This window comes from Paraburkholderia sp. MM5384-R2 (assembly GCF_014201025.1).
Classification (GTDB): Bacteria; Pseudomonadota; Gammaproteobacteria; order Burkholderiales; family Burkholderiaceae; genus Paraburkholderia; species Paraburkholderia tuberum.
In genome coordinates, this window is record NZ_JACHDI010000008.1 from 95685 (window position 1) to 119588 (window position 23904).

At 65.1% G+C, this 23904-nt stretch carries 22 protein-coding genes and 1 pseudogene; 13 read left to right on the forward strand and 10 right to left on the reverse strand.

Annotation, left to right across the window (positions count from 1 at the left end):
• Nucleotides 1-384: 384 nt before the first annotated feature.
• Together HDG37_RS39295 and HDG37_RS15435 are read left to right on the forward strand one after the other, a co-directional pair.
• Nucleotides 385-1158, forward strand: a pseudogene (locus HDG37_RS39295) (reverse transcriptase domain-containing protein); the annotation flags it as partial.
• A 123-nt stretch (nucleotides 1159-1281) separates the two neighbouring features.
• A complete protein-coding gene (locus HDG37_RS15435) occupies nucleotides 1282-1746 on the forward strand; it encodes a GNAT family N-acetyltransferase (protein WP_018417609.1) in 465 nt (154 codons plus the stop codon).
• 47 nt (nucleotides 1747-1793) lie between these two features.
• On the opposite strand, the gene HDG37_RS15440 is transcribed toward HDG37_RS15435, so the two are convergent.
• Nucleotides 1794-2693: a helix-turn-helix domain-containing protein gene (locus HDG37_RS15440; RefSeq protein WP_184049034.1), complete on the reverse strand. Its 900-nt coding sequence runs from the start codon at nucleotides 2691-2693 to the stop codon at nucleotides 1794-1796.
• A 184-nt stretch (nucleotides 2694-2877) separates the two neighbouring features.
• On the opposite strand from HDG37_RS15440, the gene HDG37_RS15445 reads away from it, so the two are divergent.
• Nucleotides 2878-3279, forward strand: coding sequence for a gamma-glutamylcyclotransferase (locus tag HDG37_RS15445; protein WP_184049037.1), 402 nt, complete (start codon nucleotides 2878-2880; stop codon nucleotides 3277-3279).
• Nucleotides 3280-3406: 127 nt separating this feature from the next.
• Here HDG37_RS15445 and aceB read toward each other — a convergent pair whose 3' ends face one another.
• Nucleotides 3407-4999: a malate synthase A gene (gene aceB, locus HDG37_RS15450; protein ID WP_184049040.1), complete on the reverse strand. Its 1593-nt coding sequence runs from the start codon at nucleotides 4997-4999 to the stop codon at nucleotides 3407-3409.
• Nucleotides 5000-5079: 80 nt separating this feature from the next.
• Nucleotides 5080-5886 (reverse strand): haloacid dehalogenase type II, encoded by an 807-nt coding sequence (locus HDG37_RS15455; protein WP_184049043.1) that lies wholly within the window; start codon nucleotides 5884-5886, stop codon nucleotides 5080-5082.
• A 151-nt stretch (nucleotides 5887-6037) separates the two neighbouring features.
• Between HDG37_RS15455 and HDG37_RS15460 the strand changes: the two genes are divergently transcribed.
• Both HDG37_RS15460 and HDG37_RS15465 read left to right on the forward strand, forming a co-directional pair.
• A complete protein-coding gene (locus HDG37_RS15460; RefSeq protein WP_184049046.1) occupies nucleotides 6038-6940 on the forward strand; it encodes a LysR family transcriptional regulator in 903 nt (300 codons plus the stop codon).
• A gap of 127 nt (nucleotides 6941-7067) precedes the next feature.
• On the forward strand, nucleotides 7068-7502 hold the full coding sequence (locus HDG37_RS15465) for a universal stress protein (protein WP_090800630.1): 435 nt from the start codon (nucleotides 7068-7070) through the stop codon (nucleotides 7500-7502).
• Nucleotides 7503-7772: 270 nt separating this feature from the next.
• Here HDG37_RS15465 and aceA read toward each other — a convergent pair whose 3' ends face one another.
• Together aceA and HDG37_RS15475 are read right to left on the reverse strand one after the other, a co-directional pair.
• Nucleotides 7773-9077, reverse strand: coding sequence for an isocitrate lyase (aceA, locus tag HDG37_RS15470; RefSeq protein WP_184049368.1), 1305 nt, complete (start codon nucleotides 9075-9077; stop codon nucleotides 7773-7775).
• A 401-nt stretch (nucleotides 9078-9478) separates the two neighbouring features.
• Entirely contained in the window at nucleotides 9479-11086 is a 1608-nt protein-coding gene (locus HDG37_RS15475) for a DEAD/DEAH box helicase (RefSeq protein WP_184049049.1), read from the reverse strand.
• 8 nt (nucleotides 11087-11094) lie between these two features.
• Here HDG37_RS15475 and HDG37_RS15480 point away from each other — a divergent pair, with 8 nt between their 5' ends.
• Nucleotides 11095-11418 (forward strand): hypothetical protein, encoded by a 324-nt coding sequence (locus HDG37_RS15480; protein ID WP_184049052.1) that lies wholly within the window; start codon nucleotides 11095-11097, stop codon nucleotides 11416-11418.
• A 169-nt stretch (nucleotides 11419-11587) separates the two neighbouring features.
• Here the strand turns inward: HDG37_RS15480 and HDG37_RS15485 are convergent, their stop codons facing one another.
• Complete coding sequence (locus HDG37_RS15485) at nucleotides 11588-11857, reverse strand: acyl-CoA-binding protein (RefSeq protein ID WP_184049055.1); 270 nt, start codon at nucleotides 11855-11857, stop codon at nucleotides 11588-11590.
• A 167-nt stretch (nucleotides 11858-12024) separates the two neighbouring features.
• On the opposite strand from HDG37_RS15485, the gene tsaB reads away from it, so the two are divergent.
• From tsaB to HDG37_RS15505, 4 genes are read left to right on the forward strand one after another with little or no spacing between them, the layout of a single operon-like run.
• Nucleotides 12025-12861, forward strand: coding sequence for a tRNA (adenosine(37)-N6)-threonylcarbamoyltransferase complex dimerization subunit type 1 TsaB (gene tsaB, locus HDG37_RS15490; RefSeq protein WP_184049058.1), 837 nt, complete (start codon nucleotides 12025-12027; stop codon nucleotides 12859-12861).
• The gene (gene rimI / locus HDG37_RS15495; protein WP_184049061.1) at nucleotides 12858-13352 is read left to right on the forward strand and encodes a ribosomal protein S18-alanine N-acetyltransferase; all 495 of its coding nucleotides are present in this window, start codon (nucleotides 12858-12860) and stop codon (nucleotides 13350-13352) included. Before tsaB ends, rimI begins: the two co-directional genes overlap by 4 nt.
• Nucleotides 13339-14322 carry a uracil-DNA glycosylase family protein gene (locus HDG37_RS15500; RefSeq protein WP_184049064.1) on the forward strand — a complete coding sequence of 328 codons (984 nt, stop codon included), beginning with the start codon at nucleotides 13339-13341 and terminating at the stop codon, nucleotides 14320-14322. Before rimI ends, HDG37_RS15500 begins: the two co-directional genes overlap by 14 nt.
• Nucleotides 14319-15350 (forward strand): DUF1853 family protein, encoded by a 1032-nt coding sequence (locus tag HDG37_RS15505; protein WP_409260131.1) that lies wholly within the window; start codon nucleotides 14319-14321, stop codon nucleotides 15348-15350. Before HDG37_RS15500 ends, HDG37_RS15505 begins: the two co-directional genes overlap by 4 nt.
• Nucleotides 15351-15356: 6 nt before the next feature.
• On the opposite strand, the gene thiD is transcribed toward HDG37_RS15505, so the two are convergent.
• Nucleotides 15357-16163 (reverse strand): bifunctional hydroxymethylpyrimidine kinase/phosphomethylpyrimidine kinase, encoded by an 807-nt coding sequence (thiD, locus tag HDG37_RS15510; protein WP_184049067.1) that lies wholly within the window; start codon nucleotides 16161-16163, stop codon nucleotides 15357-15359.
• Nucleotides 16164-16224: 61 nt separating this feature from the next.
• On the reverse strand, nucleotides 16225-17532 hold the full coding sequence (gene lplT, locus HDG37_RS15515) for a lysophospholipid transporter LplT (protein WP_184049070.1): 1308 nt from the start codon (nucleotides 17530-17532) through the stop codon (nucleotides 16225-16227).
• A 218-nt stretch (nucleotides 17533-17750) separates the two neighbouring features.
• Between lplT and alr the strand changes: the two genes are divergently transcribed.
• The 3 genes from alr (at nucleotide 17751) to HDG37_RS15530 (ending at nucleotide 20633) form a co-directional block, all read left to right on the forward strand.
• On the forward strand, nucleotides 17751-18821 hold the full coding sequence (alr, locus tag HDG37_RS15520) for an alanine racemase (protein ID WP_184049073.1): 1071 nt from the start codon (nucleotides 17751-17753) through the stop codon (nucleotides 18819-18821).
• A 3-nt stretch (nucleotides 18822-18824) separates the two neighbouring features.
• Complete coding sequence (radA, locus tag HDG37_RS15525; protein WP_184049076.1) at nucleotides 18825-20201, forward strand: DNA repair protein RadA; 1377 nt, start codon at nucleotides 18825-18827, stop codon at nucleotides 20199-20201.
• Nucleotides 20202-20354: 153 nt separating this feature from the next.
• Nucleotides 20355-20633, forward strand: a complete 279-nt coding sequence (locus HDG37_RS15530; protein WP_090800615.1) for a DUF2866 domain-containing protein — start codon at nucleotides 20355-20357, stop codon at nucleotides 20631-20633.
• Nucleotides 20634-20703: 70 nt separating this feature from the next.
• Here the strand turns inward: HDG37_RS15530 and HDG37_RS15535 are convergent, their stop codons facing one another.
• Nucleotides 20704-21759 carry a CaiB/BaiF CoA-transferase family protein gene (locus HDG37_RS15535; RefSeq protein WP_184049079.1) on the reverse strand — a complete coding sequence of 352 codons (1056 nt, stop codon included), beginning with the start codon at nucleotides 21757-21759 and terminating at the stop codon, nucleotides 20704-20706.
• A gap of 108 nt (nucleotides 21760-21867) precedes the next feature.
• Nucleotides 21868-23823 (reverse strand): ATP-binding cassette domain-containing protein, encoded by a 1956-nt coding sequence (locus HDG37_RS15540; RefSeq protein WP_184049082.1) that lies wholly within the window; start codon nucleotides 23821-23823, stop codon nucleotides 21868-21870.
• Between the last annotated feature and the right edge of the window lie 81 nt (nucleotides 23824-23904).

Sequence of the window (23904 nt, forward strand, 5' to 3'; positions counted from 1 at the left end):
CTGCGAGTGCAAGTCTCGCCATAAGCTGGTCGCAGCGAATGAAGTGAAGCGCAACTGCATGACGGCGGCCGGATGTGGGAAGGAAGCGTGGAGCGTAAGTCGCGAGCCGATAAACAAGACCCGCATAGAAGGCGTTGCCAAGCAGGGCGGGCGGGTAATAGACCGCCAAGCTCTCGTGACCAGGGCGAAGCGGCGTAAATGCGGCGGCTGTGCCATGAAGGAGTGCGCTCTTACCTGGGGAGATTTCGCCTCATGCCTGAAAGGGCGACGGCGTCGAGCCGGAGCGAGAAGTCAGCAGAAGCCGCAAGTAGTCACAGGACAGGTCGGTGAGACTGGAGCTGGTGATGAAGGGCCGAACGGGAGGGAGTGTCCAGCGCCAGGTCGATGCGACAGGAATTGCGTCAGATGCCCGCGCAAGCGGGGCGATCGGGAGGCACGCGCGGTGAAGCTGCGCCTATTTCCGTGAGCGACGAAGCCTGTTGCCCGCGCCATGAATCCGGGGACACAGGGTCACCGCTGCTGGTAGCGGCGTTGACGAAAGAGAACCCGAAGCACGCGTTCAAACGGGTACGGGCCAACAAGAGAGCCGCTGGCGTGGACGGTCTGGACATTGACCAGACGTCGCGCCATCTGGTGACAGCGTGGCCCGCGATTTATGAACAGTTCCAGAAGGGGACGTACCGGCCCGGTCCGGTATGGCGGGTGACGATCCCGAAACCGGACGGAGGTGAGCGCGAGCCTGGCATCCCGACGGTAACGGACCGGCTGATCCAGCAGGCGCTACGGCAGGTGCTGCAGCCGGTTCTGGACCCGACCTTCAGAGGAGAGCTACGGCTTCCGGCCCGGACGGCGTGCGCACGACGCGGTGCTTGCCGCGCAGTCATACGTGTAGTCGGGCCGGCGAATCGTGGTGGACGTTGATCTGGCGAAGTTCTTCGACCGGGTCAACCACGACATCCGATTGACCGTCTACAGAAAACGAATTGGGGAGGCCAGCGTGATCCGGCTGATCCGCCGTTGCTGGCCAACGTGTTGCTCGACTTGGTGGACAAGGAACTGGAACGGCGCGGCCACTGCTTCGTGCGCTGTGCCGACGATGCGAACGTGTATGTGCGCAGCCGTCGTGCTGGTGAGCGGGTGATGGCGCCTGCGCATAGGACCGTAACCGCTCCGTTTCTACTGCCGTTGCCGGCCGCCTCCCGGAAGGCTCGGGACAAACAGCCATTGCCAGCGCGCGCGGCCTGTTTTACCGTTTATCCGACTCATCCTCGCGGTCCTGCCATGTTCGATCCCACCGAAGCTCCGTCACCGTTTCATCTGCGCACGGCCAGCATGGACGATTTCGAGTTTGCCGAGGCGCTGACCCGCAACAACATGGGCGGCTACTATCGCCGGCATCATCTGGTGTGGCGCAGCGATCTGTTTCTCGGCAGTTGGCGCGAATCGGAGAATTTCATTCTCGAAGTGGATGGCGTGCCGATGGGCGTGCTGCGTATCACCGAGGAGGGTGATTCGCTGCATATCCGCGACGTGCAGATCGCCGAAGGATATCGTCGGCTTGGCGCCGGTACGTTTCTGCTCGACATCTCGCATCAATGGGCGCGCGAGCGCGGGCTGCGCGAGTTGCAGTTGCGCGTGTTCGTCGACAATCCGGCGGCGCGGCTCTATCAGCGCAAGGGCTATAAGCTCGCCGGGCCGCGGCTCGCGCAGCTAGGCGCAATCCGTCATCTGGCGCGGCGGGTTTGAGGCGTGCCCGCATTGGATGGCCGACGCGCAGCGCCAGTTGTCGCCATTCACCGCTCGGCGACGTCCGTCGAACCGGCTTGATCCTGTGCCGTTTCATCGTCCGCTTGCGCGTCATCATGCTCGCCGTTGCTCGCGCGATGCTCGGCGCCTCGCTCGATAAACGCGCGTGGACTCGCGCCGAACGCACGCCGGAACATCGCGGAGAAGGCGCTCTGGCTCTGATAGCCCAGTTCCTGCGCGACGTGCGACAGCGGCCGTCCCTGGCTCAACAATGGAATGGCGCGCGCGAGAATCGCCTGCTGACGCCACTGCGAAAAACTCACACCCAGCTCCTGGCGGAACAGCCGCGCGATCGTGCGCGTGCTCGCGCCCACCGTCGATGCCCACTGCTCGAGCGACTCGCCATGCATCGGGTCGGCGATCACGGCCTCGCACAGCGCGCGCAGGCGCTTTTCGCTGGGCATCGGCACGGACAGCGGCAACGGCTCGGAGCGCGTCAGCTCATCGAGCGCGAGCGCGCCGAGCAGCTGCTCGCGGGCGGCGGACAGGCCAGGCGTATCGAGCGCGGCAATCACCTCGCGCAACAGGTTCGATACTTCGACGACGCGCGGCGTATCGAGCGCGGCCGGCACCGTACTCTCGGTGATGTACAGCGTGCGCAGGAACGCATCCTCGACGGCGACCACTTCGTGCGTCACATGCGGCGGCAACCAGATTGCGCGCGATGGCGGCACCATCCATGTCGTGCCCGTCGTTGCGACCCGCAGCACGCCGCGCGACGCATACGCGACCTGCGCCCAGGCATGCGTATGACGCGCGATATGCCAGCCCGCCAGCATTGGCCGCGAGCGCACGCGGATCGGATGCATGTCGTTCGGCGCGAACTCGGGCGGTATGTCGGCGAAACGCACGCGGCTCAACAAGTCGGAGTCGGAGGACGAGGTCATGGCAAGGTCGGTTCGGATCACGGAGCTGGCAACGGCGAAGCACGGTCGAGGCCATTCACCGCCGCGGGCATCAAGCATTGTAGGCCGTGCCCAGTTTCTGTTGCCGACGGGCCGCCGTTGCATAATGTCCCGATGGCCCCCCCGAGCCACCGACATCACCTCTGACCATGGAGACTCAACGACGATGCAGACCGTCTTTGTCTACGGCACGCTGCGTGCCGGTGAAACCAACGACATCAGCGAAGCCGCCGCGCGCAATGACATCCCCGCACCGAGCCTGCTCGGCAGTACCACCGTGCGCGGCCATCTGTTCGATTTTGGCGCCTATCCGGGTCTCGTCGTCGACGAAGCGGGCATCGACGTGCGCGGCGACGTCTATGAAATCGACGACGCGCTCGTCGCGGTGCTCGACGAAATCGAAGCCGTGTATCCGGACGTCGAGGATCGTTTTCTGGCACGTGAGGTGATGGTCAAAGTGGACGGCAACGTCGTGAATTGCCGCTTCTATCCGGTCGCGCCAAGCGCCGTAAAGGGGCTGCCCGAGATCCGTTCAGGAGATTGGGTCGAACATCGGCGCACGCGCTGAGCTGGTCCACGAAGGCGAGCAAAAAAAACGGCGCGCCACGTATGTCCGCGGCGTGCCGTCGTTCAAGCCGATGGGGTCCCCTGGCTCGAGCAGGCCCAAGGCGCTCGAGCCCGCATCATCAACACCATCAAATCTCTTCGTAAAGCGGCAGCGTCAGAAAATCGGTGAACTGCGCCGCGGTCGACATCTGCTCGAAGATCTGCGCGGCACGCTCATACGGCTTCGTATCTCCGCCCACCGTCTGTTTGACCTTGTCGAGCTCCTGCGCCGCGAGCTCGCGCACCAGTTCGACCGTCACCTTGCGACCGTCGTCGAGTTTGCCCTTCGGCGAGCGTATCCACTGCCAGACCTGCGAGCGCGAAATCTCGGCGGTGGCCGCATCTTCCATCAGGTTGTGAATCGGCACACAGCCATTGCCCGCGAGCCACGAACCGAGGTAGTGAATGCCGACGTTGATGTTGTTGCGCAAGCCCGCTTCGGTGAGCGGCGTTTCCGGGCGGAAGTCGAGCAGGTCGGTCGCGCTCACGAGCACGTCGACGCGCTGCTTGCCGATCTGGTTCGGCCGATCGCCGAGCACCTTGACGAACTCTTCCATCGCGACCGGCACGAGGCCCGGGTGCGCGACCCAGCCGCCGTCGTAGCCGTCGCCCGCGTCGCGCGCCTTGTCTGAACGCACGCCGGCCATCGCCTTGTCGTTCGCGGCCGCATCGTTCCTGATCGGAATCAGCGCGCTCATGCCGCCGATCGCCGGCGCGTTGCGGCGATGGCAGGTCTTCAGCAGCAGCAGCGCGTACGCGCGCATGAACGGCGAGGTCATCGTGATCTGCGAGCGATCGGCGAGGCAGAAGTCGCGGTCGCTCTTGAACTTCTTGATCGCCGAGAAGATGTAGTCCCAGCGGCCCGCGTTCAGGCCCGAGCTATGTTCACGCAGCTCGTACAGGATCTCGTCCATTTCGAACGCGGCGACGATCGTCTCGATCAGCACCGTCGCGCGAATCGTGCCGCGCGGCACGCCGACCGCTTCCTGCGCGGCGACGAAGATGTCGTTCCACAGCCGCGCTTCGAGATGGCTTTCCATCTTCGGCAGATAGAAGTACGGGCCCGAGCCGCGCGCGATCAACTCCTTCGCGTTGTGCACCATGTACAGCGCGAAATCGAAGATGCCACCCGACACGCGCTGGCCGTCGACCTTCACGTGCTTCTCGTCGAGATGCCAGCCGCGCGGACGTACGATCAGCGTGGCGGTCCTGTCGTTGAGCCGGTACGACTTGCCGTTCTGTTCGAGCGAGATCGTGCGGCGCACGGCGTCCTTCAGATTGATATGACCGGTGATCTGATTGTCCCAGCTCGGCGCATTCGAATCCTCGAAGTCGGTCATGTAGGAGTCGGCGCCCGAATTGAGCGCGTTGATGATCATCTTGCGCTCGACGGGGCCGGTGATCTCGACGCGCCGGCACTGCAGATCCTGCGGCAGCGGCGCGATCTTCCAGTCGCCTTCGCGCACGTTCTTCGTGGCGGCGAGGAAGTCGGGCCGCTCGCCCGCGTCGAGCCGCTTCGCGCGCTCGACGCGCGCCTGCAGCAACTGCTGACGGCGCGGCCCGAAGGTACGGTGCAAGGCCGCGACGAGTTCCAGCGCTTCGCGGGTGAGGATCGCTTCAAAGCCGGGCTTGATGTCGCCGGTGATTTCCATGCCTTGCGGCAACGACAGCGGATTAGCCATGTTTTTTCCTTGGTCGGTCAGATTGCAAAAATGCGAAGGTTGAAAAGGGGGAAGGGGATTGCCGAATGCGAGGGGCGCCGTCATACGCGCGGGCCGGCGCGCTTGCGACTGCCACTGCCAGGAACTTTGGTTCGACCGCCGCCGCTCGAGCGTGACGACGTCGCGAGTGTGCGCAGAAAGTCCAGCAGATCGTTCATGCCGCTACCGGTGCCATGCGGCGTCACGCCGAGCTCTTCGACGGGCAGGTTCTGCCGGTTCAGCCAGAACGTCGTGAAGCCGAACCATGTCGCGCCCGCGACGTCCCAGCCGTTCGACGACACGAACACGATCTCGCGCGCGGCCACGCCGAACGCGTCGGGGCCGAGCGCATACGCGGCAGGCGAGGGTTTGTACGCGCGCACGGCGTCGACCGACAGCACGTGATCGAAGAGGGCGTTCATGCCGGCGCTCTTGACCGCGATATCGAGCATTTGCGGATTGCCGTTTGACAGAATCGCGAGCCCCACGCGTGGCGCGGCGGCGGCCTCGCGCAACGCACGCAGCACGGGCACCGCGTCGGGAAATGCGGACAGGCACGCGTATTCGTCCATCAGCCGCTTTTCGGCCGCGCGGCCGAGCGTGAGCTGCAGTCTTTTCGCGGCGAAGCGCAGCGCGTCGAGCGTGATGTCCCAGAACGGGCGGTAGTGTTCGCCGGGGGCGTCGCTGCGCGCGGCGAGCGTGCGCAATTGCGTGTATTCGATCTGCTTCTGGCGCCACAGCTGCGACAGCGCGTCGCCGTGGCCGGGGAACAGTTGCTCCGCGGCGGCGATCACCGAATGCACGTCGAACAACGTGCCGTAGGCGTCGAAAATCACTGCTCGCGGGGAAGGTGTCGTTGTGGCCGACATTGCCATGCGCTCCTGTCAGAGGTCGGGATCGATTGTATTGCTGACCTTAGGTGCTAAAAAATAGGCTAAAGATCACTTGATCTTTTACTTTTGCGTACCTAATCTGACGTGCACTGCTCACTGTTCCGCCTCGCCGCGGCGCGTATCGTTCATGGACCGTTTCAAGCAGATCGAGACCTTCGCCACTGTCGCGGCCAAAGGGAGCCTGTCCGCGGCGGCGCTCGCCGAGGGCGTCGCGCCCGCGATCATCGGCCGGCGCATCGACGCGCTGGAGGAGCGCCTCGGCGTCAAGCTGCTCGTGCGCACGACGCGCAAGCTCACGCTGACCTTCGAAGGCTCGGCCTTTCTCGAAGACTGCCAGCGCATTCTTCACGACATGCAGAACGCCGAGGCGAGCGTGTCGGCGGGCGGCGTGAAGGCGAGCGGCCATCTCCGGCTGTCGGCGCCGGCCGGCTTTGGGCGCCGGCACGTGGCGCCACTGGTGCCCGCGTTCACGGTCGCGCATCCGGACGTGTCGATCACGCTCGATCTGTCCGACCGTCTCGTCGACCTCGTCAACGAAGGCTTCGATTGCGCGGTGCGGCTCGGCGAGTTGCCCGATTCGTCGCTGGTGTCGCTGAAGCTCGCGGAGAACCGGCGCGTATGCGTCGGGTCGCCCGCGTATCTGAGCCGGCGCGGCGCGCCGCACAGCCTGGCCGATCTCGCGCGCCACAACTGCCTCGCGCTCGGCGCCAGCGCGAACCAGCAGCGCGGCTGGATGTTTCAGCACGACGGCAAGGTCGTGTCGATCAAGGTGTCCGGCACGATGGAGTGCTCGGACGGCGCGGTGCTGCACGAATGGTGTCTCGCCGGACACGGGCTCGCGTGGCGCTCGTGGTGGGAGGTCGGCGCGGAGATCGCGACGGGCCGCCTCGTCAGCGTGCTCGACGAATTCGCCGCGCCGCCGATCGGCATCCACGCGGTGTTCCCGCAGCGCCGTCATCTGCCGCTGCGGGTGAGGCTGTTTCTGGACTTTCTCAAGCATACGTACGGCGAGCCCGGTTACTGGGACTGATGCGCCAATCTCCAGACAGACGCGAATACCCGCATTCATACGCATTACAATCGTTTCGAGCAGCCTGCACCCTGGGCTTTGTTGGACGCTGACGCCGTGCTGCGGGCAGCCGGCGACGGAGGGGATCATGTTCAGGCACATCCTGGTTCCGACCGATGGTTCAGATCTGTCACGCAAGGCGATAGCGGGCGCGATCGACCTCGCGCAGGCCGTGGGCGCCCGCGTTACCGCATACGCCTGTCTGCCGCAATATCCGTACTCGCCGTTCTCCGATGTCGTGGTCGAACCGCCTGGCGAGTTCCTGCAACGCAGCGAGCGCGAGGCGCGCGTGCATCTGCGCGAAGTCGAGCATGCGGCGCACCGCGTCGGCGTCAGTGTCGAGAGCCGCACGAGCGTGCATCCGGCGCCGTATCTCGGCATCATCGAAGCGGCCGAGCAGGGGCGCTGCGACGTGATCTTCATGGCATCGCATGGGCGGCGCGGACTCGGCAGCCTGTTGATCGGCAGTGAAACGCAGCGCGTGCTCACGCATACGAAAATTCCTGTGATCGTCTATCGCTGAATCGCTTGGCACTGCCGGCAGCGTGCCGGCATGCACCGCCTTCGAAAAAAAGCGCGCCGGCGGCGCTGCCGGCGCGTTCAGGTTCGCCGCACGCTTGCCGCGTGCTGGCTTCTTTGAGACTCTCCGGCCGTCGGCGTTCGCGCTGACGCTCCTGCCAATCCAGCACGGCACGGCCCTCCCTGCGTCGGCGGCACTCTGGTGGCGCCGCTCGACGTTTGCCGATCGTTCCTGCGCTCAGGCCACGGGACTGCATAACCCGACTGGCTGATCTCAGGCGACCTTCTTGTCGAAGAACTGCTCGTCTTCCGTCGAACCGTGCAGCGCGGTCGTCGATGCTTCGCGCTCGACCGTCTGCGTGACCGCGTCGAAGTAGCCGGTGCCGACTTCGCGCTGATGCTTGACCGCGGTGAAGCCCTTTTCGGCCGCCGCGAACTCCGCCTGCTGCATTTCGACGAACGCGGTCATCTGGTTGCGCGCATAGCCGTACGCGAGGTTGAACATCGAGTAGTTCAGCGCGTGGAAGCCGGCCAGCGTGATGAACTGGAACTTGTAGCCCATCGCGCCGAGTTCGCGCTGGAACTTCGCGATCGTCGCGTCGTCGAGGTTCTTCTTCCAGTTGAACGACGGCGAGCAGTTGTACGACAGCAGTTGGTCCGGGTACTCCTTGTGGATCGCGTCGGCGAATTTCTTGGCGAACTCGAGGTCCGGCTTGCCGGTTTCGCACCAGATCATGTCTGCGTACGGCGCATAGGCGAGGCCGCGCGAGATTGCCTGCTCGAGACCGGGCTTCGTGCGGTAGAAGCCTTCGACGGTACGCTCGCCGGTCAGGAACGGGCGGTCGTTGTCGTCGATGTCCGAGGTCACGAGGTCGGCGGCTTCCGCGTCGGTGCGGGCGAGCAGCACGGTCGGCACGCCCGACACATCGGCGGCCAGACGCGCGGCGCTCAGCTTCGCGACGGCTTCGCGGGTCGGCACGAGCACCTTGCCACCCATGTGACCGCACTTCTTGACCGATGCGAGTTGGTCTTCGAAGTGCACGCCGGACGCGCCCGCTTCGATCATCGCCTTCATCAGTTCGAACGCGTTCAGCACGCCGCCGAAACCGGCTTCCGCGTCGGCCACGATCGGCGCGAAGTAATCGACGTAGCCTTCATCGCCCGGGTTCTTGCCTTCCGACCACTGGATCTGGTCGGCGCGCGTCAGCGTGTTGTTGATGCGCTTGACGACCAGGGGCACCGAGTTGGCCGGATACAGCGACTGGTCCGGGTACATTTCACCGGCGACGTTGGCATCGCCCGCGACCTGCCAGCCCGACAGATAGATTGCCTTCAGACCAGCCTTCACCTGCTGCATCGCCTGGTTACCGGTCAGCGCGCCGAGCGAGTTGACGAACGGCTCGTTGTTGACGGCGGCCCACAGCTTTTCCGCGCCGCGCTTCGCGAGCGTGTGCTCAGGTTGCACCGAGCCGCGCAGACGCACCACGTCGTCGGCCGAGTAGGTGCGCTTGACACCTTTCCAACGCGGGTCCGTTTCCCATTGCTGCTTGAGTTGCTGCACTTGCTGTTCGCGGGTCATGGTCATGATGTGCTCCTTCGATGCCAGTTATGGAGGATGGGTGACTCTGTCTTCTCGAAGCGTCGGGCCCGGAGAGGCGTTCTGTTTCGTGAAGTCTTATATAAGAGTCTAGGCAAATCGAAGGACGCGCAATAGACGCCGCAAAGCGTTTTTCCAATATTTATTTTTATATAAAATCAATGACTTGATGCCTGCGTTTCGCGATAAGAAACGATATTTCCCCTGTTGCAATAGTCCTTCTTGTGCCTTGCAGCATGATTTTTTACGACGCAAAAAAATTTTTTACATCGTGAAATTTGGGGCGGGCAGTCGATAGACGAAAAAAAACCGGCGCCCGAGCGCCGGTTTTCTTCAGTGTCACGGACGGCGCGAAGCCATCCGGTCGGTCAGGTGGGTCGCTATTAGCTGCCGCGACGTGCCGAACGGGGACCGTCGTTGCGGCGCGCGCCGTAGCCGTCACGCGAGCCACCGCCGAAGCCTTCGCGCGAACCGCCGTGGCTTTCGCGCGAGCCGAAGCCTTCGCGCGAACCGCCGGCCGACTTGTTGCCCCAGCCGCCGCCGTTGCTGTTGCCAGTGCCGTTACCGTTGCGCGAGCCGCCGTAGCCGCCCGGCTTACCCGAGCCGCTGCCGAAGCGACGGCCATTACCACCGCCAGGACGGCCGCGGCCGCCGAAGCCAGGACGGCCATTGCCCGCGGGCGGCGCCTTGCGCGGCTCGAAGCCTTCGACGACGTTGACCGGAAGCGGCGTGCGCACGAAGCGCTCGATGCGCTTCAACGCGCCTTGTTCGGCGTGATGCACGAGGCTCACGGCGATACCCGAGCGGCCCGCACGGCCGGTACGGCCGATGCGGTGCACGTAGTCTTCGGCGAACTTCGGCAGGTCGTAGTTGAACACGTGCGTGATGCCCGGGATGTCGATACCGCGAGCGGCGACGTCGGTCGCAACCAGCACGCGCACGCGGCGCTCGCGCAGTGCGCGGATCGTGCGGTTACGCGCGCCTTGCGGCAGGTCGCCGTGCAGCGCGGCCGATTCGAAGCCGGCGTCGGCCAGACGGCCCGCCAGCTGGTCGGCGTCCATCTTGGTGGCCGTGAAGACGATGGCCTGGTCGAGGCCGTCGTCACGCAGCAGATGGTCGAGCAGACGGTCCTTGTGATCGCGGTCGTCGACGTAGTGGACGGTTTGCGCGATGTTGGTGCGCTGTTCCAAGCGCTGGACGATCTCGATCCGCTCCGGGTCCTTCAACAGACGGCCGGTCAGCGAGCCGATCTTGCCGTCGAGCGTGGCGGAGAACAGCATGGTCTGACGCGTAGCCGGCGTTTCGGCGACGATCGTGTCGATGTCGTCGATGAAGCCCATGTCGAGCATGCGGTCGGCTTCGTCGAGCACGAGGATCTGCAGTTGCGACAGATCGATGCGGCCGCGCTCGAGGTGGTCGATCAGACGGCCCGGCGTCGCGACGAGGATTTCAGGGTTCTTCGCGAGCAGCATCAGCTGCTGGCCATAAGCGACGCCGCCGAGAATGCTGACGGTGCGCAGGCGCTTCAGGTGCTTGCCGTACGTCGCGGCGGCGGTCGTGACCTGCATCGCCAGTTCGCGGGTCGGAGTCAGCACCAGCATGGTAGGACGCGCGACCGGCTGCGGACGACGGCCGCGGCCACCGTCGGCCGGGCGCGGTTCGCGCGGCTGGCTCGCCTGCGTCTTTTGCAGCTGCGAGAAACGCTCGATGGCGGGCAGCATGAACGCGGCGGTCTTGCCCGAGCCGGTCGGGCTCGAAACCAGCAGATCGCGGCCGGCGATCGCTGCCGGCACCGCGCGTTGCTGCACCGGCGTCGGGTGCTCGTAGCCGGCGGCGGTCAGCGCGGAGACGACGTCCGCGGACAGGCCGAGCGACGCGAAGGTCGGCTTGGCGTCAGCCTGCGCGGCGGCTTCGGGAGCGGCGGGCGAAAGACCGAGTGCTTCGTCGGCGACGGCGTTCAACGGGCTGCTGGAGGTGTTGCTCAAAGTCATGTGAATCCTTGAAAACGATCCTGGGTGGTTCATCGGATGAAAACGTCAACGCCAATCGGCATACCCAAGTCGTCGGATTCAGCGAGCAAAACAGCAGCGAGCAAATCGAAAAACGGGGGCAACTCGCGACAATGAAGGCGAGTTTTTCGTTAGAAGCTGTATCGGATGCGACGTGCCAACATGGCGAGTCGCCAGCCTGGGACTTGAGCCCGGAGCGGGCTAGGCAGAAGGGGACAGGTTCTAAACTGGATTGGAGCAAACGCTATGGACGCTGCGCCGCGAGGACCGCTGGAAAAAACGGGCAAAGCAGTGAAGCGCAGGCGGCATTATAGCGACATTTGCTGCACTGCGCCACCATTCAGGCAATTCCGACAGAAGAAAGTGCCGGAATGAAGTAGGCGAGTGAGGGCGGCGGGCCGGAGCTTCGTGTCCGAAACCGCCGCGAGGCGGTCGCAGCATTGCCAGACGGCTATTTCGGCAGATGATTGGCGCGCCGGAAACTCAGGCCGCGGTGCCGCTCTTCAGCGATTCGACGAGTTCGACGTATTGCTGCTTCGCAGCGTCCTGCGTGGTGCCCTTGAGCGCCGCCCACGCATCGTACTTGTATTTGCCGACGATGTCGGTGAAGCCCGGCTTGTCGCCGTGCACGTCGCCTTCGCTCGCCTGCTTGAAGAGCGCATAGAGACGCAGCAACGTCAGGTTGCCCGGGCGCTCTGGCAGTTGCTTGACGTCTTGCTGGGCTTGCTCGAACTGGGAAGTGATGTCGGTCATGGTCGTTTGGCCCGCGTGGCGGGATAGATGAGAGCGGCCGAAAATCATAGCAATTGCCCGCCGCCCCGGGACCGAGGGCTTATTCCAAACGATGACGGCCGCGAAGCCGGGCAGCGCGGCCGCGCAAACCACGATTGAGACGCACCGCGCCGATTACAATACGGTCCATGACTCAAACAGTGCTCCTTGCCCTCGATACATCGACCGAATTCTGCTCGGCGGCGCTCGTGTCCGCGTCCGTCGATGCCGCCGGTCAGCCCCGCGCCGAACCGCGCGTCTGGGTTCGTCACGAACAAACCGGCGCGGTGTCCAGTACCCGCCTGCTGCCGGCGATCCGCGAACTGTTCGACGAAGCCGGCCTCACGCTGGCGGATTGCGACGCGATCGCGTTCGGCTCGGGTCCGGGTTCGTTCACCGGGCTGCGTACGGCGACCGGCGTCGCCCAAGGCCTCGCGTTCGGCCTGAACCTGCCGGTCGTACCGATCGGCACGCTGCTCGCGTGCGCGGAGAGCGCCCGCCTGCGCGATCCGTCGACGACGCGCGTGCTCGCCGCGCTCGACGCGCGCATGGACGAAATCTACTGGGCCGACTACGCGTGGGACGACACGCAACACGAATGGCGCACCGTGCAGGCGGCGACGCTCGATGCACCCGAGCGGCTCGTGCTGCCCGACGTGCCGTTCACACTCGCCGGCAACGCGGCCGCCGCGTTCGGCGAGCGCTTGCCGGCGGTCGCGGCCGCGCGGAGCGTCGATGGCCAAGCGTTGCCGCATGCGTTGCCGCTCGCGTACGCGGCGCTGCGCGCATTTCATGCGGGCCGCACGGTGCGCGCCGATCAGGCCGCACCCGAGTACGTGCGCGACAAGGTCGCGCAGACGACCGCAGAGCGCATGGCCGACAAAGCGGCGAAATCAGCGAAAGCGGCTCATAGCGCCGAGCAGTCCGCGCAGCACGCACCCGATGGCGGCTCCGGCCAACCGTCCCACGACGAGGCGCGCCCATGAGCGGTGTGCTGCTCACGGACCGCTACATGTCGCCGATGACCGAAAGCGACCTGGACGAAGTCGCCGCGATCGAGAAACTTGCGTATGAGTTTCCGTGGAGCCGCGGCAACTTCGGCGACTCGCTGCGCAATGGCTATTTCGGCGTCTGTCTGCGTCACGTGACGGGGACGTTGATCGGCTACTGCGTGCTGATGCCAGTCGTCGATGAAATGCATCTGCTGAATCTGTGCGTCACGCCGCAAGCACAAGGCGCCGGCGCAGGCCTCGCGCTGCTGCGCGAGGCGGTGCGCATCACGCACGCGGAGAGGCTCGAGGGGCTGCTGCTCGAAGTGCGGCCGTCGAATCGTCGGGCGATCCGGTTGTACGAGCGCTTCGGCTTCGCGTCGATCGGCCGGCGCAAAAATTATTATCCGGCGCGGCATCGCGGCCGGGAGGACGCGATCGTGATGCGTCTGTCGTTAGCCACGGAGGGCGCAGATGGCGCTGCATGAATCGGTGCTCGAAGAATTCGGACTCGCGCCGTTGTGGGTGCGTCGCGGACTCGCGGCGCGAGAGGAGGCCGGGCAAAGTGATGCGTTGCAGTCGCCGCGGGAACACGCGGAAGACTTGCGTCGCGCGGAGCCTGCGACGCACACCTCGCGCGAACCGCTGCGCGCGTCCGCCGAGGTGCAGCCGCCGCAAGTGCAGCGCGAATCCACGCCGCGCTTCGACGAAACTGCAGCGCGGCGCGAAACATCAGAACCGCAAACTGACTTTTCAGCCCCGCCGACTTTCGACGCCCCTTCCGAGGACGACTTCGCGTGGTTCGACGATCCGACCGCATCGGCCTCCGCGCCCGCCGAAGCGCGCCGCGACGCGCCCGCGCTGCCGTCTATCCACACACTCGACTGGGACGCGCTCGCGGAGCGCGTCGCCGGATGCGAGGCGTGCCGGCTGTGCGAGAAGCGCACGAACACGGTGTTCGGCGTCGGCGATCGCGAGGCCGACTGGATGCTGATCGGCGAAGCCCCCGGCGAGAACGAGGACCGACAAGGCGAACCGTTCGTTGGCCAGGCCGGCAAGCTGCTCGACAACATGCTGCACTCGCTCGCGCTCGCGCGCGGCACCAACGTGTATATCGCGAACGTGATCAAGTGCCGGCCGCCTGGCAATCGCAATCCGCAGCCGGACGAAGTCGCGCGTTGTGAACCTTATCTACAGCGTCAGGTGTCGCTCGTGAAGCCGAAGCTGATCGTCGCGCTCGGCCGTTTCGCCGCGCAAAGTCTGCTCAAGACCGACGCGAGCATTTCGTCGTTGCGCGGCCGCGTGCACACGTACGAGGGCGTACCGGTGATCGTCACCTATCACCCGGCCTATCTGCTGCGTAGCCTGCCCGACAAGGCCAAGGCCTGGGCGGATCTGTGCCTCGCGCGTGCCACGTGGCTCGCGAACGGCGGCGTGCCGTCGAACGAATCAAAGTGACGATGCCCGAGGGACCGGCGGCGCGCATACCCGCCGCGTTTGTCAGCCGCGCGGCGCTTCTCGATACCTTGCTGGGTTTGCGTGGCGATGCTTCAGTCGATGCGCTGCGCGATCCCGCTGTCCGCGATCTCGCGTGGCTGCTGCTCAGTTCCGATCTGTTGCGCCCTCGGCTTCCCACAGGCGCGCTCGCCGATCCTTTCGGCACACCGCAGGAATTGCAGGCCACGCTCGACTGGCTGCGCGCGCTCGACGCCGCGCCGGCACTTCTGCGTCAGGATCTCGCGGCAACGCGTATCACGCGCCTTGGCCGCTACGCCGAACGCCTGCTGGGCTTTTTCCTTCGTCATGGACCGGCGACGCAACTGATCGCGGCGGGTGTGCCGCTACGACATGCGGGCCTCACGCTCGGTGAATGCGATTTTCTCGTGCGCACGCGCCAGGGCGCGCGACTGCATTGGGAACTTGCCGTGAAGTGCTATCTGCATGCGGGCGATGCGAATGGGGCAGAGGCGGCGCGTCTCGCCGATTACGTCGGCCCCAATCTGAAAGACCGCCTCGATCTGAAGCTCGCGCATTTGCTCGATCATCAGTTGCCGCTCAGCGCACGCGAGGAATTTGCCTCGACGGGCTATGCGGGCGCGTGGACGCCGCAGATGTTCGTCAAAGGCTGGCTGTTTTACCGGCATGGCGAGATGCCGACCGATCCTGCCGAACTCGATCCCGCGCACGGTCGGGGCTGGTGGGTCACGCATCGCGACTGGCCGGCTTTCGCGTGCGCGCATGCGCACAGGTGGGGGGTGTTGCCGCGGCTCGAATGGCTCGCGCCGCAATATCGAACGCAAGCCGGTGCGGACGACACGTGGTACGTCGAGGCCAACACGCTCGCCGCGCAGATCTCACCGCAACACAGCCCGACGATGGTCGCCGGATTCATCGAAGACAACACGGGGCGGGTACTTGAACGCTCGCGCGGTTTTATCGTGCCCAACGACTGGCCCGAGCACGCGCGGCGTTACGCGAAGCAATGACGTCGCTCACCACCACCGATGAAAGTGGTGCACCGGCCCCACGCCGTGGCCGACGTCGAGCCGCTCGCTCGCCTGCAACGCACCCGTCAGATAAACCTTCGCATCGGCGACCGCGCTAGCGAGATCGTCGCGCTGCGCAATCAAGGCCGCGATCGCCGACGACAACGTGCAGCCCGTGCCGTGCGTGTTCTTCACCGGCACGCGCGGACCGCCGAGACGCAGCGTGCCGCTTTCCTGCACGAGCCAGTCGGGGCTATCGGTCGCGCTCAGATGGCCGCCCTTCATCAGCACCGCGCGCGCGCCGAGCGCGCGCAACGCTTCGCCTTGCTCGACCATGCCGGCTTCGTCGGCGGCGGGTTGCATGCCCAGCAATGCGGCCGCTTCCGGCAGATTCGGCGTCAGCAGATCGGCGAGCGGCAGCAGTTCGTCGCGTACCACCGCGACCGCATCGGGTAGTAATAGCGCGTGATTGCTCTTCGAGATCATCACCGTGTCGAGCACGATGTGTTTGGGCCGATGACGGCGCAGCGCGTCGGCGACCGCACGCGCGATCGGCGCATTCGCGAGCATGCCGATCTTCACCGCGTCGATGCGGATGTCGTCGAACACCGCGTCGAGCTGCGCGGTGACGAAGCCCGGGTCCGGCGCGTGAATCGCGGTCACGCCGCGCGTGTTCTGCGCGGTCAGCGCGGTGATCACGCTCGCGCCATAGGCGCCGAGCGCGGAGAAGGTCTTCAGATCGGCCTGGATGCCGGCGCCGCCGCCGGAGTCGGAACCGGCGATCGTCAGCACATTGGGAATCGATTGAGTCATGGTCGAGCGAGGAAGAAGGGGGGCGCGCTCGTGTGTGCCGCGGCCGGCCCGGCGCAGCCGATCAGTGCTTGGCTTCGCCGATCAGCGCGACCGAATCGAAGGCGCGCTGGTTCGCCTGATGGCGTCGCATCACGAGCCACATCATCAGGCAGACGAAGGTGCCGAACAGCACGATCACGACGGTGACCGGCACGTCGAGCCACACGAGCACCGCGTACAGACACAGCATCACGAGCACGGACAGATTCTCGTTGAAGTTCTGCACGGCGATCGAATGGCCCGCCGACAGCAGCACGTGCCCGCGATGCTGCAGCAGCGCATTCATCGGCACGACGAAAAAGCCCGACAGGCCGCCCACGAACATCAGGAAGATATACGCGAAAATCAGATAGCCCGACACGTGCATGCGGCCAAAATACACGCCCCAATGCGGGGGAAACAGATCGCGCGTGTAGAACGCCATCAGCATCACGGAGATACCCATCATGATGCCGACCGGCAAGACCGACAGCGACTTCTTCAACGGCACACGCGAAGCCGCGAAAATCGCGCCGAACGCGACGCCGACCGCGACCACCGCCTGCAGGATCGCCGCCTCGGACAGCGACATGCCCAGCGACACTTCGGCCCACTTCAGCACGATGAATTGCAGCGTCGCGCCCGCACCCCAGAACAGCGTCGTCACGGCGAGCGAAATCTGTCCGAGCTTGTCACGCCACAGCACGAGAAAGCAGTCGGCGAAATCGGTGATCAGGCGGATCGGCCCGTGCTCCTGTCGTGGATAGCGCGCGCCGGTGTCGGGAATGCGCAGATTGAACAGCGCGGCGATCACGTAAATGGCCATGATCACGAGCATCGCGGCTTCCGCGGGCGTGTTCACGGAGGGGACGTGCCATTTGAGAATCGGCGCGGCGATATGCGGGCTGATCAGCGCGCCGCCGAGCACCGTGCCGAGAATGATCGAGCCGACCGTGGTGCCTTCGATCCAGCCGTTCGCGGCAACGAGCCGGTCAGGCGGCAACAGTTCGGTGAGAATGCCGTATTTGGCGGGCGAGTAGGCCGCCGCGCCGAAGCCGACGATGCCGTACGCAATCAGCGGATGCGCGCCGACCAGCATCGTTATGCAGCCAACCACCTTGATCGTATTGGTGATGAACATCACGCGTCCTTTCGGACGGGAGTCGGCGAATGCGCCCACGAAGGCGGCAAGAACGACGTACGACAGCACGAAAAACAGCTTGAGCAGCGGCGTCATCCAGTTCGGAGCGTGAAGATCTTTCAGCAGAGCGATAGCAGCGATCAGAAGCGCATTGTCGGCCAGCGACGAAAAAAACTGCGCGGCCATGATGGTGTAAAAACCTTTTTTCATCTGATGCGATGCTGTCCTCGCTGCGGTCTGTCCGCCCCGGCCGTTTGTCATGTGTCCGGGCTTATGCCGATCGAAATGGGTTGTGCGCACGGCTTTATATCATGAAAATAGCTGAATTCGGACTAGCAGAATCCTTGATCGCACCGCCCAGCGGGCCGCCGAGCGCTGAAAACGCCCTGTAGGCCGCTGATTCGCAAGTGTCTTTACGAAAAAATCCCATGCCGCGCCCCCTTTCCGCCACGATTCATACCGCTGCTCTCGCCAATAACCTCGCTGTCGCGCGGCGCTATGCGCCGAAATCGAAAATCTGGGCCGTCGTCAAGGCTAATGCCTACGGGCATGGCCTCGCGCGCGTGTTTCCCGGTTTGCGCGCTACGGACGGCTTTGGGCTGCTGGACCTCGAAGAAGCGGTGAAGTTGCGTGAATTGGGCTGGGCGGGCCCAATTCTTCTGCTGGAAGGCTTTTTTCGGCCGACCGACATCGACGTAATCGACCGCTACAGTTTGACCACGGCGCTGCATTCGGACGAGCAGCTGCGCATGCTCGAAATGGCGCGTCTGTCGAAACCCGTCAATATTCAGTTGAAGATGAACACCGGCATGAACCGGCTCGGCTACACGGTCGAAAAATTCCGTGCCGCGTGGGAACGTGCGCGCGCCTGTCGGGGCGTCGGCCAGATCACGTTGATGACGCATTTTTCCGATGCCGATGCCGAGCGCGGCATCGCGCATCAGATGGAGGCGTTCGAGCGTGGCGCGCAGGGCATCGCCGGTGCGCGCAGTCTGTCGAATTCGGCCGCGACGCTGTGGCATCCGGAAGCGCATTTCGACTGGGTGCGTCCGGGCATCATCCTGTACGGCGCGTCGCCGTCCGGCGTGACGGCCGCGATCGACGGCACGGGCCTGCAGCCCGCGATGACGCTCGCGTCGGAACTGATCGCCGTGCAGACGCTCGGCGAAGGCAGCTCGGTCGGCTATGGGTCGAAGTTCACTGCGCGCGCTCCGATGCGCATCGGCGTGGTCGCGTGCGGTTACGCGGACGGCTATCCGCGCGTCGCGCCGGAAGGCACGCCGGTGATCGTCGATGGCGTGCGCACACGGATCGTTGGACGTGTGTCGATGGACATGCTGACCGTCGACCTGACCCCGGTGCCGACCGCCAACGTCGGCTCGCGCGTGGAATTGTGGGGCACCGCGCTGCCCATCGACGACGTCGCGCAGGCCTGCGGCACGATCGGCTACGAGCTGATGTGCGCGGTCGCGCCGCGTGTGCCGGTTCGGGCGGAGTAACGCGTGGCGAAAGCGAAGACGTTGTACATCTGCGGGGAATGCGGCGGACAGTCGCCGAAGTGGTCCGGTCAATGCCCGTCCTGCCAGACGTGGAACACGCTCGTCGAATCGGTCGCGGAGGTGCCGTCCGGTCACCGTTTCCAGTCGCTCGCGAAGAGCACGCCGGTACGGCGCCTCGCCGACATCGACGCGTCGGACGTGCCGCGCTTTTCCACCGGCGTCAGCGAATTCGACCGCGTGCTCGGCGGCGGCCTCGTGCCGGGCGGCGTGGTGCTGATCGGCGGCGATCCGGGCATCGGTAAATCGACGCTGTTGTTGCAATCGCTCGCGGAAATCGCGGCGGACAAACGCGCGCTCTATATCAGCGGCGAAGAATCTGGCGCGCAGATCGCGTTGCGCGCGCAACGGCTGGCGTTGCTCGAACCCGGCTCGAAGGCAAGCGAGCTGCAATTGCTCGCGGAAATCCAGCTCGAAAAAATTCAGGCGACGATCACGGAGCAACGGCCTGAAGTCGCCGTGATCGATTCGATCCAGACCGTCTATTCGGATGCTTTGACATCGGCGCCGGGCTCGGTCGCGCAGGTGCGCGAGTGCGCGGCGCAACTCACGCGCATCGCCAAGCAGTCGGGCACGACGATCATCATGGTCGGGCACGTGACGAAAGAGGGCGCGCTCGCAGGTCCGCGCGTGCTCGAACATATCGTCGATACGGTGCTGTATTTCGAGGGGGATACGCACTCGTCGTACCGTCTCGTGCGCGCGATCAAGAACCGTTTCGGCGCGGTCAACGAACTCGGCGTGTTCGCGATGACCGAGCGTGGTTTGCGCGGCGTCGCGAATCCGTCGGCATTGTTTTTATCGCAGCACGAGCAGTCGGTGCCGGGCTCATGTGTGCTCGTCACGCAGGAAGGCACGCGGCCGTTGCTCGTCGAAGTGCAGGCGCTCGTCGATGCGGCCAACGCGCCAAATCCGCGACGCCTTGCGGTCGGCCTCGAACAGAACCGGCTCGCGATGCTGCTCGCGGTGCTGCATCGGCACGCGGGCATCGCCTGTTTCGATCAGGACGTGTTCCTGAACGCGGTGGGCGGGGTGAAGATCTCCGAGCCCGCCGCCGACCTCGCGGTATTGTTCGCGATCCATTCGTCGATGCGCAACAAGCCGCTGCCGAAGGGGCTCGTCGTATTCGGCGAAGTGGGCCTCGCCGGCGAAATCCGGCCGTCGCCGCGCGGTCAGGAGCGCCTGAAGGAAGCAGCCAAGCTCGGCTTCTCGGTGGCGGTGATTCCGAAGGCCAATGCGCCGAAACAGCCGATCGAAGGCTTACAGGTCGTTGCGGTCGAACGGATCGAACAGGCCATCGACCGCGTCCGCACGCTCGAATAGACGGGGGCAGGGACGGCTCGCAAGTACTTTGTACGCTTGCGGTACCGTAATGCCCGGTAAATATCTTCATATTGGCTGTAACCTGGTCGCCATACCTTTTTTCTAAGCTGTAATGATATGCATCCCGTCTGATGCTCGAAAAAGGATCGCGCCTTGAAACAGTCTCGTGAAACCGCTGCCCACCATAACATCCAGGTGCGCGGCTGCCGGGTCTCCGCCCCGATTCATCAGCCGTGGGGCGGCGCTTGCCGGATCGTCGAGTGGATCGACACCGCGGGCCAGATCTCGCGGCGGGTGGTGGCCGAAGACGTAACGGCCGCCGAAGTGCGTGCCACGATCAGCCGCCATGTGGAAGGCCGCAAGCACCTGCTGTACGACGACGAAAAGTCGCCGCGGCAAACGCTGCCGAGGCAGACGCCGACGCGGCGTTGACGGCGGCGGGTTTTTCGATTGAGCGGGCCTTGATCTTCATTGCGCCCGCGTCGCGGCTGCGCCACGCGCATCAGGCCCCGTCGTCGTGTGAGTCGGCGGCGCTCGCGGCCACCGCCGCATACGCGTGCGGATTGAACAGCGGATGCTGCGCCGCTTCAGCGGGCGTCAACACCGGCGACACGCAGCAATCGAGCGATTCCAGCGATTCCACCCATTCGCCGAGCGTGCGCGTCGCAATCAGATTGGCGACTTCCTGAATGAGTGCCACGGCATCGGGACCGCCGATCGCCTGACCCAGGCTCCAGTGACGCGTCGCCCATTCCGGCCGATCGAGCGCCATGCACAGCGTTTCCCAGAACTTCAATTCGAGCGCGCCGACCGCGAGCCAGCGTTCATCGCTGGTGCGGTAGAGGTTGTAGCAGGGCACGCCGCCGTTCAACAGACCACTGCCCGCGGCGGGCGCCGCACCTTCGTTGACGAGCGACACCTGCGCGACGAAGTTGTGCGCATAGCTCGCGTGCGTCATCGATACATCGACGAAGCGGCCCGCGCCGCCTCGCGCGACATGCCAGAGCGCCGCGAGAATCTGCGTGACCGCGCTCAATGCGCCGCCGAGCAGATCGGCGATCTGGAAGTTCGGCAGGATCGGCGCACCGTCGCGGTTCGCCAGTTGATCGAGCACGCCTGCATAGCCGATGTAATTCAGATCGTGGCCGGCATGGTCCGCGAACGGACCGCTCGCGCCATATCCGCTGATCGCGCAATAGACGAGCCGCGCATTGGCTGCGCTGAGCGTCGCGTAGCCGAGGCCGAGCCGCTCCATCACGCCGGGCCGGAAGCTCTCGATCAGCACGTCGGCTTCAGCCGCGAGTGCGCGCAGCACCTGGCGTCCTGCTTCGGACTTGAGGTCGAGGCGCGTCTCGCGCTTGCCGCGATTGACCATCCGGTAAAACGCGCCGGGTCGGCCCGCGACACGATCGCTCGACGACTGCATCATCGTGCGAGTCGGGTCGCCCGCGCCGGGCGCCTCGATCTTCAGCACATCGGCGCCGAGCTCGGCGAGGCGCAGCGCGGCCACCGGACCCGGCAGCAGACGCGTGAGGTCGAGCACGCGCAGTCCTTGCAACGGCGGCGCATCGGCTGCCGATGCAGCTACGGATTCTGGGGCCGATAACCCGGACGATGAATTCGCAAATGACAAAGCCAAGCTCCCGTGGATGCCGGCGCGGTGCCGCTAGCCGATCTGTTCGAGTTCCTCGTGCGTCTCGAGCCATTCGGCTTCGAGCGTGTCGAGGCGCGCGTGCACGTCTGCCTGACGGCGGATCGACTCCGTCAGCTTGCTCTTCTGCTCCGGTTCGTAACTCGCGGGATCGGCGACGAATGTATCGAGCGTCGCTTTCTCCGCGTTGAGTGCGTCCATTTCCCTTTCGATCTTCGCGATGCGGCTTTGCAGCGGCTTCTTCAGATGCGCGAGCTTCTGCCGCGTTTCCGCTTCGAGGCGGCGCTGTTCCTTGCGATTGACGTTGCTGTCGCCACTTGCCGCGCCGTTGGACGCTGCGTCCGACGCACCGGAAGCATTGGCCTTCAGCGCGGCGCGCTGCTCGGCCGCATGCTGCAGCAGCCAGTCGCGGTAGTCGTCGAGATCGCCGTCGAATTCCTGCAGACGATGCTTCGCGACCAGCATGAACTGATCGGTCGTCGCGCGCAGCAGATGCCGGTCGTGCGAGACCAGGATCAGCGTGCCTTCGAATTGCGCGAGCGCCATCGTCAGCGCGTGGCGCGTTTCGAGGTCGAGGTGGTTGGTCGGCTCGTCGAGCAGCAGCAGGTTCGGCTTTTGCCAGATGATCAGCGCGAGCGCGAGGCGTGCCTTCTCGCCGCCCGAGAACGGCGCGATCTTCGCGGTCGCCATGTCGCCGGAAAAGTTGAAGCTGCCGAGGAAGTCGCGCAGCTCCTGCTCGCGCGTATCGGGCGCGAGACGCGCGAGGTGCTGCAACGGGGTGTCGTCCGGACGCAGCGTTTCGAGCTGATGCTGCGCGAAGTAGCCGATGCGCAGACCCTTGCCTTCCCGTACGTGGCCGCTCAACGGTTCGAGCGTGCCCGCGAGCGTCTTGATCAGCGTCGACTTGCCCTGGCCGTTCGCGCCGAGCAGGCCGATGCGCTGACCATTCTGGATCGACAGCGTCACGCGCTCGACGATCGGAATCTCGCTGCCGTCTTCGGCATGGTAGCCGCAGCGCACGTCTTCCATCACCATCATCGGATTCGGCGCGGAGTCGGGCGTGCGGAACTCGAACGTGAACGGCGACCCGACGTGCGCGGGCGCGATCAGCTCCATCTTCTCGAGCGCCTTCACCCGGCTTTGCGCCTGACGCGCCTTGGTGGCCTGCGCCTTGAAGCGGTTGATGTAGCTTTGCAGATGCGCGACCGTGCGCTGCTGCTTTTCGTACGCGTTCTGTTGCAGCGCGATCTGCTGCGCGCGCAGCACTTCGAATTGCGAGTAGTTGCCGCCGTAGCGTTTGATCTGCTGGTTCTCGAGATGCAGCGTGACGTTGCAGACGGAATCGAGAAACTCGCGGTCGTGCGAGATCACGATCAGCGTGCCTGCATAGCGATTCAGCCAATCTTCCAGCCAGACGATCGCGTCGAGGTCGAGGTGGTTGGTCGGTTCGTCGAGCAGCAGCAGATCGGAGCGGCACATCAGCGCCTGCGCCAGATTCAGGCGCATGCGCCAGCCGCCCGAGAAGCTGCTGACCGGCTCGCGGGTCTGGTCGAGCGTGAAGCCGAGGCCGAGCAGCAACGCTTCGGCGCGAGCCGGCGCGGTGTAGCCGTCGGCGTCGGCGAACGCGGCGTGCGCTTCGGCTTCTGCCGCGCCGTCGTGCGCTGCGGAGGCCGAAGCGATGCGCGCTTCGATGTCGCGCAGCGCGGCGTCGCCGTCTAGCGTGTAGGCGAGGGCGGTTTTGTCGACGGCGGGCGTTTCCTGCGCGACGTGCGCGATGCGCCAGGTCGGCGGGATCGAGAAATCGCCGCCGTCCGCATGCAGCTCGCCGAGCAGCACGGCGAACAGCGTCGACTTGCCCGCGCCGTTCGCTCCGACGAGGCCGGCTTTTTCACCGGGGTTCAAGGTGAACGTGGTGTTGTCGAAAAGCGGCTTGGTGCCGCGCGCGAGGCTGAACTGATTGAAGCGGATCACGACGTGGCCGGCTGAAGAAAACCGCTATTTTAGACTGCCCGGCGCGTTGCCGGGCGCGCGGCGCCGATTGCCCGTCTGTCA

What these genes read in the sequence shown, in the direction of transcription:
- HDG37_RS15435 (WP_018417609.1), top strand. Translation starts at nt 1,282, where the DNA reads ATGTTCGATCCCACCGAAGCTCCGTCACCGTTTCATCTGCGCACGGCC.
- HDG37_RS15440 (WP_184049034.1), bottom strand. Translation starts at nt 2,693, where the DNA reads ATGACCTCGTCCTCCGACTCCGACTTGTTGAGCCGCGTGCGTTTCGCC.
- HDG37_RS15445 (WP_184049037.1), top strand. Translation starts at nt 2,878, where the DNA reads ATGCAGACCGTCTTTGTCTACGGCACGCTGCGTGCCGGTGAAACCAAC.
- aceB (WP_184049040.1), bottom strand. Translation starts at nt 4,999, where the DNA reads ATGGCTAATCCGCTGTCGTTGCCGCAAGGCATGGAAATCACCGGCGAC.
- HDG37_RS15455 (WP_184049043.1), bottom strand. Translation starts at nt 5,886, where the DNA reads ATGTCGGCCACAACGACACCTTCCCCGCGAGCAGTGATTTTCGACGCC.
- HDG37_RS15460 (WP_184049046.1), top strand. Translation starts at nt 6,038, where the DNA reads ATGGACCGTTTCAAGCAGATCGAGACCTTCGCCACTGTCGCGGCCAAA.
- HDG37_RS15465 (WP_090800630.1), top strand. Translation starts at nt 7,068, where the DNA reads ATGTTCAGGCACATCCTGGTTCCGACCGATGGTTCAGATCTGTCACGC.
- aceA (WP_184049368.1), bottom strand. Translation starts at nt 9,077, where the DNA reads ATGACCCGCGAACAGCAAGTGCAGCAACTCAAGCAGCAATGGGAAACG.
- HDG37_RS15475 (WP_184049049.1), bottom strand. Translation starts at nt 11,086, where the DNA reads ATGACTTTGAGCAACACCTCCAGCAGCCCGTTGAACGCCGTCGCCGAC.
- HDG37_RS15485 (WP_184049055.1), bottom strand. Translation starts at nt 11,857, where the DNA reads ATGACCGACATCACTTCCCAGTTCGAGCAAGCCCAGCAAGACGTCAAG.
- tsaB (WP_184049058.1), top strand. Translation starts at nt 12,025, where the DNA reads ATGACTCAAACAGTGCTCCTTGCCCTCGATACATCGACCGAATTCTGC.
- rimI (WP_184049061.1), top strand. Translation starts at nt 12,858, where the DNA reads ATGAGCGGTGTGCTGCTCACGGACCGCTACATGTCGCCGATGACCGAA.
- HDG37_RS15500 (WP_184049064.1), top strand. Translation starts at nt 13,339, where the DNA reads ATGGCGCTGCATGAATCGGTGCTCGAAGAATTCGGACTCGCGCCGTTG.
- thiD (WP_184049067.1), bottom strand. Translation starts at nt 16,163, where the DNA reads ATGACTCAATCGATTCCCAATGTGCTGACGATCGCCGGTTCCGACTCC.
- lplT (WP_184049070.1), bottom strand. Translation starts at nt 17,532, where the DNA reads ATGAAAAAAGGTTTTTACACCATCATGGCCGCGCAGTTTTTTTCGTCG.
- alr (WP_184049073.1), top strand. Translation starts at nt 17,751, where the DNA reads ATGCCGCGCCCCCTTTCCGCCACGATTCATACCGCTGCTCTCGCCAAT.